Raw genomic sequence first — 13,623 nt, 5'->3', positions numbered from 1 at the left:
GACGGTCAGGAGGGACGAGGCGGCATGTCGAACGAGCAGAAGCTCCGCGAGTACCTGAGGTTGACCACCACCGAACTCGCCAGGGTCAGCGACCGACTCCGCGCGGTCGAGGCGCGTGCGCACGAGCCGATCGCGATCGTCGGCATGGCCTGCCGCTACCCCGGAGGGGTCGGCTCGCCGGAGGAACTGTGGGAGTTGGTCGCCTCGGGTACGGACGCGATCTCCCCGTTCCCCGACGACCACGGCTGGGACGGCGATGCGCTGTACGACCCGGACCCGGCGGCGGCGGGCCGCACCTACTGCCGCGAGGGCGGGTTCCTCGCCGGAGTCGGCGACTTCGACGCCGCGTTCTTCGGCGTCTCGCCCCGCGAGGCCCTGGCCATGGACCCGCAGCAGCGGCTGCTGCTGGAGACGTCCTGGGAGGCGCTGGAACGGGCCGGAATTCCCCCGGACTCGCTGCGCGGCAGCCGTACCGGGGTGTGCGTCGGGGCGTGGCACGGCGGCTACACCGACATGGCCGGACAGCCCCCGGCGGAACTGGAGGGGCACCTGCTGACCGGCGGGGTGGTCAGCTTTACCTCGGGGCGGATCTCGTACGCGTTGGGCCTGGAGGGACCCGCGCTGACGGTGGACACCGCCTGTTCGTCCTCGCTGGTGGCCCTGCACCTGGCGGTGCGGGCCCTGCGGCAGGGCGAGTGTGACCTGGCGCTGGCCGGCGGGGCGACGGTGCTGGCCAGCCCGGCGGTGTTCGTGCAGTTCTCGCGGCAGCGGGGGCTGGCCCCGGATGGCCGGTGCAAGGCGTTCGCCGACTCGGCGGACGGGTTCGGGCCGGCCGAGGGGGTCGGGATGCTGGTCGTGGAGCGACTGTCGGACGCCGTCCGCCACGGGCGACGGGTGCTGGCCCTGGTCACCGGCACGGCGGTCAACCAGGACGGGGCGAGCAACGGTCTCACCGCGCCCAGCGGCCCGGCGCAGGAGAAGGTGCTGCGCGAGGCGCTCGTCGACGCCCGGGTGACGGGCGCGGACGTGGACGTGGTCGAGGCGCACGGCACCGGCACCCGGCTCGGTGACCCGATCGAGGCCCGGGCCCTGATGAACGTGTACGGCGCCGGCCGTCCCGCCGACCGTCCGCTCTGGCTCGGTTCGCTGAAGTCCAACATCGGTCACACCCAGGCGGCGGCCGGGGTCGGTGGGGTCATCAAGGCGGTGCTGGCGATGCGGCACGGGATCCTGCCGCCGACCCTGCACGTGGACACCCCGACCACCGAGGTCGACTGGTCCGCCGGCCAGGTGGCCCTGCTGCGCGGGCGGACCCCGTGGCCGGAGACGGGCCGTCCGCGTCGCGCCGGGGTCTCCTCCTTCGGGGTGAGCGGCACCAACGCGCACGTGGTGCTGGAGCAGGCCCCCGAGAACACCGCCGCTGCGGACGAGGCCCCGCCCGTCGACACCCGGCCCGTCGGCGACCCGCCGCCGGTCGTACCGCTGGTGTTGTCCGCCAGGTCGCAGCCGGCGCTGGCCGGGCAGGCCCGCCGGCTGCGTGACCTGCTGACTGCCGCGCCGGAGACCGACCTCGCCGGCACCGGCTTCGCCCTGGCCACCGCACGTTCGACGTTCGACCACCGGGCGGTGGTGACGGCCACCGGACGGGCGCAGGCGCTCGACGCGCTCGATCTGCTGGCCGGTGGCGAACCCGGACCGGCGGTCACGACCGGCGTCGCCGCGCCCACCGGGCGTACCGTCTTCGTCTTTCCCGGGCAGGGGACGCACTGGGTCGGCATGGGGGCCGACCTGCTCGACCGGTCACCGGTGTTCGCCGAGTCGATGCACCGGTGCGAGCAGGCGCTGTCGGCGTACACCGACTGGAAGCTCGGCGAGGTGGTCCGGGGCACGGTCGGCAGCCCGCCGCTGGACCGCGTCGACGTGCTCCAGCCCGTCTCGTGGGCGGTGATGGTGTCGCTGGCGCAGCTGTGGCGGTCGCTCGGCGTCGAGCCGGACGCGGTGGTCGGCCATTCCCAGGGCGAGATCGCCGCCGCGGTGGTCTGCGGTGCGCTGACCCTGCCGGACGCCGCCCGGGTGGTCGCGCTGCGAGCCCAGGTCATCGGCCGGGTGCTCGCCGGCCTCGGCGGCATGGCGTCCGTCCAGTTGCCCGTCGGGGAGGTCGCGGGGCGGCTGGCCGCCTGGGACGGCCGGCTCGACGTCGCGGCCGTCAACGGGCCACGGTCGACAGTCGTGTCCGGTGCCGCCGACGCGGTCACCGAGCTGGTCGAGGCGTTCGAGGCCGAGGGCGTCCGGGTCCGGCGGGTGCCGGTGGACTACGCCTCCCACTCGACGCAGGTGGACCGGCTGCGCGACGAGCTGCTCACCGTCCTGGGCCCGGTCGACGCGCGTCCGGCGGAGGTGCCCTTCTACTCGACGGTGCAGGGCGGGCGGATCGACACCGCCGGCCTGGACGCCGGCTACTGGTACCGCAACCTGCGGGGCGTGGTCCGCTTCGAGGAGACCGTGCGGGTGCTGCTCGACGACGGGCACCGTACCTTCGTGGAGGTCGCCGCGCACGCCGTCCTCGTACCCGGGATCCAGCAGTTGGGGGACGACGTCGGCGTCCGGGTGGTGGCCGTCGGGTCGCTGCGCCGGGGGGCGGGCGGCCTGGACCGGCTCCTGACCTCGGCAGCCGAGGCGTTCACCCAGGGGGTGGCCGTGGACTGGTCCCGGGCGCTGGCCGGGGCCGCGCGCGTCGCCGTGGACCTGCCCACCTATGCGTTCCAGCGGCAGCGTTACTGGCTGGAGCCCGCCGCGCAGGCGGACTCCGGCCCGGCCGGGGACGGCTGGCGCTACCGGGTGGGCTGGCGGCGGCTGGAACGCACAGGTGCCGCGCCGACCGGCCGGTGGCTGCTGGTCGCCGGCCCGGAGCAGGCGACGGAGCTGGTCGAGGCGGTGCACGGCGCACTCGCTGCGCGGGGTGCCGAGGTACGCCTGGTGACCGTCGAGCCGACCAGCACCGACCGGGCCGGGTACGCGGCGCTGCTCACCGGGGCAGCCGGTGCGGACGGGCCGACCCGGATGCTGTCCCTGCTCGGCACCGATCGTCGCCCGCACCCCGACCATCCGGCCGTGTCCGTCGGCGTCGCCGCGACGGTGCTGCTGACCCAGGCCGTCGCGGAGGCCCTGCCGGCCGTCCGGTTGTGGGCCGTCACCCGGGGCGCGGTCTCCGTCGGGCCGGACGAGACCGCCGACCAGCACCAGGCGCAGGTCTGGGGGTTCGGCCGGGTCGCGGCCCTCGAACTGCCCCGCACCTGGGGCGGGCTCGTCGACCTGCCCGTCGACCTGGACGGCCCGGTGTGGGAGGCGTTCGTGGACGTGCTGGCCGGGAAGGAGGACCAGGTCGCGCTGCGCGGCCCGGTCGGGTACGGCCGCCGGCTCCGGCGCGCTCCCGCCCTTCCCGCGAAGCGGAGGTACCGGCCCAGGGGCACCGTCCTGGTCACCGGCGGCACCGGCGCGCTCGGCGCGCACGTGGCCCGCCGGCTGGCCGCCGACGGGGCCGCGCGCCTCGTGCTCACCAGCCGACGCGGGGCCGCCGCCCCCGGCGCGGCCGAGCTGGCCGGGGAACTCCGGGCGCTGGGTGCCGAGGTGACCGTCGCGGCCTGCGACGTCGCCGACCGGGCCGCCGTGGCGGAGCTGCTCGCCGGACTGCCCGCCGACGCACCGCTGAGCGCGGTCTTCCACACCGCGGGCGTGGCGCACTCGATGCCCATCGGCGGGACCGGGCTCGCCGACGTGGCCGAGGTGTTCGCTGGGAAGGTCGCCGGGGCCCGCCACCTCGACGAGCTCACCCGGGGGTACGACCTGGACGCGTTCGTGCTCTACTCGTCCAACGCGGGCGTCTGGGGCAGCAGCGGGCAGAGCGCGTACGGGGCGGCCAACGCGGCCCTCGATGCGCTTGCCGAACAGCGGCGCGCCGCCGGGCTGACCGCCACCTCCGTCGCCTGGGGCCTGTGGGGCTCCGGAGGTATGGGGGAGGGTGACGCCGAGGAGTACCTGAGCCGCCGGGGTCTGCGGCCGATGCCTCCCGAGCGGGGCGTGGCCGCCCTCCTGGCCGCCCTGGACCGGGACGAGACCTTCGTCGCCGTGGCCGACGTGGACTGGCCGCTGTTCACGGCCGGGTTCACCGCCTTCCGGGCCAGCCCGCTGCTCGGCGACCTGCCGGAGGCCCGCGCGGCGCCTGCCGACGCCGTGCCCGAGGGCACCGACCTGTCGGCCTGGCACGCCGCCGCGAGTCCGGACGAACGCCGCCGGAGCCTGCTCGACCTGGTACGCCGGCAGGTCGCCGCCGTCCTCGGTCACCCGGGGCCCGAGCACGTCGGCCCCGACGCCGCGTTCCGGGAGATCGGATTCGACTCGTTGACCGCCGTCGACCTGGCCAGGCGGCTCGGGGCGGCGGTCGGCGTACCACTGTCGGCCACCCTCGTCTTCGACCATCCCACCGCGACGGCGGTCGCCGGGCACCTGGCCGGGCTCCTCGACCCCACGTCGACGGGCGGCGACCCGGGCGAGGCCGAGGTACGCCGGGCCCTCGCCGACCTGCCGCTGGCCCGGCTGCGTGACGCCGGCCTGCTGGACGGCCTGCTGGCGCTGGCCGGGCTGGGTGCCGACGCGGTGCCGGACGGGCCGGAGCCGGCCTTCGGCGATGCCATCGACGAACTCGATCCGGAGGAACTTGTGCGCCGGGTGCTGGACAACGCCGACTCCTAACCCGCTCTTCCTCCCCTCAAGGAGCCCGCCCATGGTCATGCCCCCCGACAAGGCGATCGAGGCGCTGCGTGTCTCGGTCAAGGAGACGGAGCGGCTGCGTCGACAGCACCACGAGCTGCTCGCCGCCCTGCACGAGCCGGTCGCCGTCGTCGGCATGGCCTGTCGTTACCCCGGCGGGGTGTCCTCGCCGGAGGACCTGTGGCGACTGGTCGAGGCGGGTACGGACGCGATCGGGGACTTCCCCGTCGACCGCGGGTGGGACGTGGACGCCGTGTACGACCCGGATCCCGAGTCGCGGAACACCACCTACTGCCGCGAGGGCGGGTTCCTGGCCGGGGCGGGGGACTTCGACGCCGCGTTCTTCGGGATCTCGCCGCACGAGGCGATGGTGATGGATCCCCAGCAGCGGCTGCTCCTGGAGGTGTCCTGGGAGGCGGTGGAGCGGTCCGGTACCGACCCGTACAGCCTGCGCGGTTCCCGTACCGGGGTGTACGTCGGTGCGGCCCACCAGGGGTACGCGGCCGACGCCGGTCAGGTGCCGGAGGGCTCGGCGGGCTTCCGGCTGACCGGCAGCGCCGACGCCGTCCTGTCCGGACGGATCTCGTACCTGCTCGGGTTGGAGGGGCCGGCCCTGACCGTCGAGACGGCCTGCTCGTCCTCCCTGGTGGCGGTGCACCTCGCGGTGCAGGCGCTACGCCGGGGCGAGTGCGGGCTCGCGTTGGCCGGTGGGGTCGCCGTGATGCCGGACCCGGCGGCGTTCGTGGAGTTCTCCCGGCAGCGGGGGCTCGCGGCGGACGGTCGCTGCCGGGCGTTCGGGGCGGGCGCGGACGGCACCGGTTGGGCGGAGGGCGTCGGCGTGCTGGTCCTGCAACGGCTCTCCGACGCGGTCCGCGACGGCCGCTGGGTGCGGGGCGTGATCCGGGGTTCGGCCGTCAACCAGGATGGGGCCAGCAACGGGCTGACCGCCCCGAGCGGCCCCGCCCAACAGCGGGTCATCCGGCAGGCGCTGACCGACGCCCGGCTCGGTGCCGACCAGATCGACGCGGTCGAGGCGCACGGCACGGGCACCCGGCTCGGCGATCCGATCGAGGCACAGGCGTTGATCGCCACCTACGGCGCCGACCGCAGCCCGGACCGGCCGCTCTGGCTCGGCTCGCTGAAGTCGAACATCGGGCACGCCCAGGCGGCGGCCGGTGTCGGCGGCCTGATCAAGATGCTCCTCGCGATGCGGGCCGGTACGGTCCCGCCTACCCTGCACGCCGACGTCCCGACCCCGCTTGTCGACTGGTCCGCCGGTGTCGTCCGGGTGGCGACCGGGGCGGTGCCCTGGCCGTCGACGCCCGGAGCGCCCCGCCGGGCCGGGATCTCCGCGTTCGGGGTGAGCGGCACCAACGCGCACGTGATCGTCGAGCAACCACCACCGGCCCCGGTCGACCCGGAGTCCCCCACGAGGAGCCTGCCGCTGGTGCCGTGGGTGCTCTCCGGCCGTACCGACGCGGCGCTGCGCGCCCAGGCGGGCCGGTTGCGCACGCACCTCGCGGCGCACCCCGACGTGGACCCGCTGGACGTGGGGTTCTCCCTGGCCACCACCAGGGCCGCCCTGGAGCACCGGGCGGTGCTGGTGGCCGCCGACCGCGACGGCCTGCTCGGCGCCGTCGACGCGCTGGCCGCCGGCGGGCCGGCGGCGGGCGTGGTCCGGGGCACCGCGCGTCGCGACCGCGCGACCGCGTTCCTCTTCGCCGGGCAGGGCGGCCAGCACGTCGGGATGGCGGGTGAACTGTACGGGGCCTTTCCCGCCTTCGCCGACGCCCTGGAGCAGCTCGCCGCCCGGCTGGACCGGCACCTCGACCGTCCGCTGCTGCGGGTGCTCTTCGCCGAGCCGGGATCGGACGACGCGCGGCTGCTCGACGGCACCCGGTACGCGCAGGCCGCCCTCTTCGCCGTCGAGGTGGCGCTGTTCCGACTGGTCCACGGCTGGGGGGTCCGACCCGACGTGCTGCTCGGCCACTCGGTGGGCGAACTGGCGGCCGCGCACGTGGCCGGCGTACTCGACGTGGACGACGCGTGCGAGCTGGTCGCGGCACGGGGCCGGCTGATGGGCGAGCTGCCGCCCGGCGGCGCGATGGTGGCGATCGGGGCCGCCGAGGAGGAGGTCGGGCCGCTGCTCGACGGGGACCGGGTCGCGGTGGCGGCGGTCAACGGCCCACGCGCGGTCGTGGTGTCCGGCGACGAGGAGGCGGTGCTGGCAGTGGCTGCCCGGTGCGTCGACCTGGGCCACCGGACGAGACGGCTCAACGTCAGCCACGCGTTCCACTCCCCGCGGATGGACGCGATGCTGGAGCCGTTCCGACGGGTGGCGCGGGGCCTCACGTACCACGCCCCGACGATCCCGGTGGTGTCGAACGTGACGGGCCGGCTCGCCACCGCCGACGAGCTGTGCGACCCCGGGTACTGGGTCCGGCACGTCCGCCGGCCCGTCCGGTTCCGGGACGGGGTGCGGGCCGCCCGCGACCGGGGGGCCACCGTCTTCGTCGGCCTCGGCCCGGACGGGGTGCTGTGCGCGTTGGCCGAGGAGTGTCTCGGACCCACCGGGGAGGTGCTGCTGTCGCCGTTGCTGCGGCCCGGCCGGCCGGAGCCCGCCACCCTGCTGGCCGCCCTGGCCGTTGCCTATGCCGCAGGTGTGGAGCTGGACTGGTCCCGGGTGTTCGCGGGCACCGGCGCACGCCGGGTCGAGCTGCCGACGTACGCTTTCCAGCACCGACGCTTCTGGCTGTCGCCGGGCCCGCCGTCGGCCCGCCCCGCCGACGCCTGGCGGTACCGGATCGCCTGGCGGCTGCTGCCGACCGTGGCCGGGACCGGGCCGGCGGCGGGGAGCGGAGCCGAAGCGGCGGTCGGGGCCGGGCCGGGGACGGTGGCCGGGGCGTGGTTGCTGGTGGTCCCCGCCCACGACGGCGTCGCGTCGCTCGCCGACGCCGCCGAGCGGACCCTGCGTCGGGGTGGGGCCACGGTCACCCGGCTGACGGTCGACGCCGCCGACGCGGACCGGGACACCCTCGCCGCCCTGCTGACCGGGGCCGCCGACGCAGGTGGCGGGCCGGACGGGGTGCTCTGCCTGCTGGGCCTCGACGACCGGGTGTCCCCCCGGTCCGCCCCGGTGCCCGGCGGGGTGCTGGCCACCCTGGCCCTCGCCCGGACCCTGACCGACCTGGGGACCTCCGCGCGGCTGTGGTGCGTGACCCGGGGGGCGGTCGCCGTGACGCCCGACGAGTCCCCCTCTGTCGCCGGAGCCCAGTTGTGGGGCTTCGGCCGGGTGGCCGCGCTCGAACTTCCCCGGTCCTGGGGTGGCCTGGTGGACCTGCCGGTCGACCCGGACGACCGGGACTGGGACCTGCTGCGGCACGCGCTCCGCGGCCCGGAGGACCAGGTCGCGGTCCGCGGTGCGGTCGGGTACGCCCGGCGGCTGGTGCCCGCGCCCACGCCTCGGGCCGTGCGGGCCTGGCGCCCACGCGGCACGGTCCTGGTGACCGGTGGTACGGGCGCACTCGGCGCGCACACGGCCCGCTGGCTGGCACGCAACGGCGCCAGGCACCTCGTGCTGACCAGCCGCCGGGGCGGGGACGCCCCCGGGGTCGCCGCCCTGCGGGCGGAGCTGGTCGCGCTCGGTGCCGAGGTGACCGTGGCCGCCTGCGACGTCGCCGACCGGGCGGCCGTCGCCGACCTGCTCGCCGGGATCCCCTCCGCCGTGCCGCTCACCGCCGTGTTCCACGCGGCGGGCGTGCCCCAGGTGTCGCCGCTCCGCGAGACCTCTCCGGAGCTGTTCGCGCAGGTCTGCGCGGGCAAGGTCGCCGGGGCGGTGAACCTGCACGAACTCGCCGGCGACCTGGACGCCTTCGTCACCTTCGCCTCCGCCGCCGGGGTGTGGGGCAGCGGCGGGCAGTGCGCGTACGCGGCGGCCAACGCCGCACTCGACGCGCTCGCCGAGTGCCGTCGCGCCGCAGGGCTGCCGGCGACCTCCGTCGCCTGGGGGGTCTGGGGCGGGCCCGGCATGGGAGCGGGCGCGGGGGAGGAGTACCTGCGCCGTCGGGGCGTCCGGGCGATGTCCCCGGCGGCGGCCCTCGCCGCCCTCGGGCAGATCCTGGACGCCGACGAGACCGGGGTGACGGTCTCCGACACGGAGTGGGCCCGGTTCGCGGCCGGCTTCGCCGCCGCGCGTCCCGCCCCGCTGCTCGCCGAGCTGCCGACCGGGGGCGGCGATCCGGCCGGCCCGGCGCACCGGGGGCAGCCGCCCGCTCCCCGACCGGCCACCGTGGCCACCGACCGCGCCGGACTGCTGGCGCTGGTCCGCGCCGAGACCGCCGGTGTGCTGGGATACGACGGGATCGACGACGTACCGGCCGACGCGGAGTTTCCCGCCCTCGGCTTCGACTCGCTCGCCGCCGTCCAACTGCGCCGCCGGCTCGGTGAGGCCACCGGCCTGAGCCTCCCGGCCCCGGTCCTGTTCGACCACGGCACCCCCGGGGCGCTCGCGGCGCACCTGCACGGCCTGCTCGCCGACGCGCCGGGCGGGCCACCCGTGCCGGCTGCGGCAAGCGCCCTGGTCGAGATGTACCGGGGGGCCGTCGGCACGGGGCGCGCCGCCGAGGCGGTGGAGGTTCTCGGCACCGTCGCCACCTTCCGGCCGGTGTTCCGGTCTGCCGACGAACTGGTCGAGCCACCGGGCCTCGTCCCGCTCGGCACCGGGGCGGGTGGTCCCCCGCTGATCTGCTGCGCGGGCACGGCTGCGGCGTCCGGTCCCCGGGAGTTCACGGCGTTCGCCGCCGCGTTGGCCGATCTCCGGGACGTCGCAGTCCTTCCGCAGCCAGGCTTCCTGCCCGGCGAGCCGCTGCCCGCCGGCCTCGACGTGCTGCTCGACGTCCAGGCCGACGCCGTCCTGGCCCACCGCGCCGGGAAGCCCTTCGTCCTGGTCGGCCACTCGGCCGGGGCGAACCTGGCGCACGCGCTGGCGTTGCGCCTGGAGGCGCGGGGCGCCGGCCCCGACGCGCTGGTGCTGATGGACATCTACACGCCCGCCGCACCGGGGGCGATGGGGGTATGGCGCGAGGAGATGCTGGCCTGGGTCGCCGAGCGTTCCGTCGTCCCGGTCGACGACACACGGCTGACCGCGATGGGCGCGTACCACCGGCTGCTCCTGGACTGGGCGCCCCGGCCGACCCGGGCACCCGTGCTGCACCTGTACGCCGGTGAGCCGGTGGGTGCCTGGCCGGACCCCCGGCAGGACTGGCGGTCGCGCTTCGACGGCGCGCACACCAGCGCCGAGGTGCCCGGCACCCATTTCTCGATGATGACCGAGCACGCCCCCGCCACCGCCGCGACCGTGCACAAGTGGCTCGACGAGGTGTGTCCGCCCCGCGTTCCGTGACCCGTACACCGGTTCCGTCCGTCCCGGCGAACCCGACGACAGCAGGAGAGAACGCATGACCACAGTCCCGCCCGACGGGGATCCCGCGACCTGGGCCCGCCGGCTGCAACTGACCCGCGCCGCGCAGTGGTTCGCCGGCAACCACGGCGACCCGTACGCACTGATCCTGCGCGCGGAGACCGACGACCCGACCCCGTACGAGCAGCGGGTGGCCGCCCAGCCGCTGTTCCGCAGCGAGCAGTTGGACACCTGGGTGACCGGGGACGCCACGGTGGCCCGGGAGGTGTTGACCGACGACCGGTTCGGCTGGCTGACCCGCGCCGGGCAGCGGCCCGGCGAGCGGGACCTGCCACTGGCCGGTACGGCTCTGGACCACGGGCCGGAGGCCCGGCGGCGGCTGGACGCGCTGGCCGGGTTCGGCGGGCCGGTCCTGCGCGCCGACGCCGCGGGGGTGCGTGCCCGGGTCGAGAAGACCACAGCCGCCCTGCTCGACGGGCTCGGGGAGCGGTTCGACCTCGCCGTGCTCGCCCGGCGGCTGGTCGCCTCGGTGTTGGCCGACCTGCTGGAGGTGCCCGCCGGGCGGCGGGACCGCTTCGAGGGGGCGCTCACCGCCGCCGGCCGTACGCTGGACAGCCGGCTGTGCCCGCAGACCGTGGCGAACGCCCTCACCGTCGTCGCCGCCACCGCCGAGCTGACCGACCTGCTGGGCGAGGTGCCGCCCCCGCCGCCTACCCGGTCCCCGGTCGGGGCCGAACCGCCGTCCCCGTACCCGGCCGGCTCCGGGGTGGCGCTGCCGACCGACGACCGGACGGCCGCCGCGCTCGCGCTGGCGGTCGGCGCGGCCGAACCGGCGACCACCCTGCTCTGCAACGCGGTCCGGGCGCTGCTGGACCGCCCCGGGCAGTGGGCCCTGCTCCGCGGCGACCCGGACCGGTCCGCCGCCGTCGTCGAGGAGACCCTGCGCTGTTTTCCGCCGGTGCGCCTGGAGAGCCGCGTCGTGCAGCGGGACGTCACCCTCGGCGGGCAGTTCCTCCCGGCGGACAGCCACCTGGTCGTGCTGGTGGCCATGGCGAACCGGGGACCGCAGACGGCGACCGCCCCGCACCGGGACGGGTTCGACCCCGGCGGGTCGGGCTCGCCGGACCGCGACGTGGTGGGGCTGCCGCAGCTTGCCAATGCCGGGCCGCTGATCAGGCTCGTCGTCACGACTGCCCTGCGGACCCTCGCCGAGGCGCTCCCCACGCTGCGGCAGTCGTCCGGTGGCGTGCGGTGGCGACGCTCACCCGTCCTGCTCGGCCACGCCCGCTTCCCGGTCGCCCGCACCGGGAACGGCGGCCACCGGTCCGACGACCGCCAGGCGCCGGAGGAGGCGATCCGATGCGCGTCCTGATCACGTGCTTCGCGCACAACACCCACTACTACAGCCTGGTGCCGTTGGCCTGGGCGCTGCGCGCGGCCGGTCACGAGGTACGGGTGGCCAGTCAGCCCTCGCTCACCGACACCATCGTGCGGTCGGGGCTGACCGCGGTGCCGGTCGGCGACGACCAGGCGATCATCGACCTGCTCACCGAGGTCGGCGGCGACCTGATGCCCTACCAGCGGGGACTGGACTTCACCGAGACCCGCCCCGAGGTGCTGACCCCGGAGTACCTGCTCGGGCAGCAGACCATGCTCACCGCGCTGTGCTTCGCGCCGCTCAACGGCGACTCCACGATGGACGACACGGTCGCCCTGGCCCGGTCCTGGCAGCCCGACCTGGTGATCTGGGAACCTTTCACCTACTCCGGGCCGGTCGCGGCGCGGGTCGTCGGTGCGACGCACGCCCGGCTGCTCTGGGGGCCGGACGTGGTCGGCAACGCCCGGCGGCTGTTCACCGAGAGCCTGGCGCGCCGGCCGGTCGAGCAGCGCGAGGACCCGATGGCCGAGTGGTTGCGCTGCACCCTGCACCGGTACGGCTGCCAGCTCGGCGACGACGAGGTGGAGACCCTGGTCACCGGCGGGTGGACCATCGATCCCACCGCCGAGAGCACCCGTCTCCCCGCACCGGGGCGCCGGGTGGCCATGCGGTACACGCCGTACAACAGCCCGTCCGTGGTGCCGGAGTGGGTGGCCAAGGCCGACCGGCCGCGGGTCTGCCTGACCCTCGGCGTGTCGGCCCGGGAGACGTACGGCAGGGACGTGGTCTCCTTCCAGGAACTGCTCGGTGCCCTCGGTGACCTGGACGTCGAGGTCGTCGCGACGCTCAGCGACGCCCAGCGCGAGGACCTGGGCGACCTGCCGGACAACGTCCGGGTGTGTGATTTCGTGCCGCTGGACGTGCTGCTGCCGACCTGTGTCGCGATCATCCACCACGGCGGGGCGGGCACCTGGTCGACGGCCATGCTCTACGGCGTACCGCAGATCATGATCGCGTCGCTCTGGGACGCCCCGCTCAAGGCACAGCAGGCCGAGCGGCTCGGCGCGGGGATCTCGATCCCGCCGGAGCAGCTCGACGCCCCGACCCTGCGGGCGGCGGTCGCCCGCATCCTCGACGACCCGTCGATCGCCGCCGCGGCCCGCCGCCAGCGCGACGAGCTGCGCGCCGAGCCTTCGCCGGCCGAGGTCGTCCGCATCCTGGAACGCCTCGTCGCCGACGACCGGTCCGGCCGGTCGGCCGGCGCCGCCACCGACCACCCCCGAAAGGACTGATGTCCATGATGTACGCGGACGCCATCGCCGAGGTCTACGACCTGATCTACCAGGGCAAGGGCAAGGACTACGCGGCGGAGGCGGCGGAGCTGGAGGCGTTGGCCCGGTCCCGCCGGCCGCACGCCCGGACGCTGCTGGACGTGGCGTGCGGCACGGGGCTGCACCTACGGCACCTGGCCGGCCTCTTCGACGACGTGGGCGGCATCGAGCTGGCCCCGGACATGCTGAGCATCGCCCAGCAGCGGAACCCCGGGGCGGCCCTGCACCTCGGCGACATGCGGACGTTCGACCTGGGGCACCGCTACGACGTCATCACCTGCATGTTCAGCTCGGTGGGGCACCTGGCCACCACGACCGAGCTGGACGCGACCCTGGCCCGGTTCGCCGCGCACCTGTCCCCCGGAGGGGTGGCGATCGTCGAGCCGTGGTGGTTCCCGGAGACCTTCACCCCCGGGTACGTGGGCGCGAGCCTGGTGGAGGTCGACGGCCGCACCATCTCCCGGGTCTCCCACTCGGTACGCGAGGGCGGCGCGACCCGGATCACCGTGCACTACCTCGTGGCCAGCCCCGGCGGGGGAGTCCGGCACTTCGACGAGAGCCACCTGATCACCCTTTTCGAACGGTCCGACTACGAACGTGCCTTCGCCCGGGCGGGTTTCACGACGGAGTACCTGACGCCCGGCCCGTCCGGCCGTGGCCTGTTCGTCGGCGTCCACCCCTGACGACCCGTTCCCGGTGCGCCCCTGACCCGCACCACCGACCCGCTG

Annotated in this window: 4 protein-coding genes and 1 pseudogene; all 5 read left to right on the top strand. The window is 75.9% G+C overall.

Annotated elements, in window-relative coordinates:
• Nucleotides 1-24: 24 nt before the first annotated feature.
• Nucleotides 25-4,749, top strand: a pseudogene (locus tag OHQ87_RS18330) (type I polyketide synthase); the annotation flags it as partial.
• Nucleotides 4,750-4,780: 31 nt separating this feature from the next.
• Complete coding sequence (locus tag OHQ87_RS18325; protein ID WP_328339419.1) at nt 4,781-10,168, top strand: type I polyketide synthase; 5,388 nt, start codon at nt 4,781-4,783, stop codon at nt 10,166-10,168.
• A 55-nt stretch (nt 10,169-10,223) separates the two neighbouring features.
• Nucleotides 10,224-11,558, top strand: a complete 1,335-nt coding sequence (locus OHQ87_RS18320; RefSeq protein WP_328339417.1) for a cytochrome P450 family protein — start codon at nt 10,224-10,226, stop codon at nt 11,556-11,558.
• Nucleotides 11,546-12,856 carry an activator-dependent family glycosyltransferase gene (locus OHQ87_RS18315; protein WP_328339415.1) on the top strand — a complete coding sequence of 437 codons (1,311 nt, stop codon included), beginning with the start codon at nt 11,546-11,548 and terminating at the stop codon, nt 12,854-12,856. The genes OHQ87_RS18320 and OHQ87_RS18315 overlap by 13 nt, the downstream gene beginning before the upstream one ends.
• A gap of 5 nt (nt 12,857-12,861) precedes the next feature.
• Nucleotides 12,862-13,578, top strand: a complete 717-nt coding sequence (locus OHQ87_RS18310) for a class I SAM-dependent methyltransferase (protein WP_328339413.1) — start codon at nt 12,862-12,864, stop codon at nt 13,576-13,578.
• The last annotated feature ends 45 nt before the right edge of the window (nt 13,579-13,623 follow it).

It is taken from the genome of Micromonospora sp. NBC_00421 (assembly GCF_036017915.1).
Classification (GTDB): domain Bacteria; phylum Actinomycetota; class Actinomycetes; order Mycobacteriales; family Micromonosporaceae; genus Micromonospora.
Note: the sequence above shows the minus strand (reverse complement) of the source record. Positions and strands in the feature narration are given on the sequence as shown.

Excerpts from the sequence above, each read along its gene's own strand:
- OHQ87_RS18325 (WP_328339419.1), top strand. The coding sequence starts at position 4,781 with ATGGTCATGCCCCCCGACAAGGCGATCGAGGCGCTGCGTGTCTCGGTC.
- OHQ87_RS18320 (WP_328339417.1), top strand. The coding sequence starts at position 10,224 with ATGACCACAGTCCCGCCCGACGGGGATCCCGCGACCTGGGCCCGCCGG.
- OHQ87_RS18315 (WP_328339415.1), top strand. The coding sequence starts at position 11,546 with ATGCGCGTCCTGATCACGTGCTTCGCGCACAACACCCACTACTACAGC.
- OHQ87_RS18310 (WP_328339413.1), top strand. The coding sequence starts at position 12,862 with ATGATGTACGCGGACGCCATCGCCGAGGTCTACGACCTGATCTACCAG.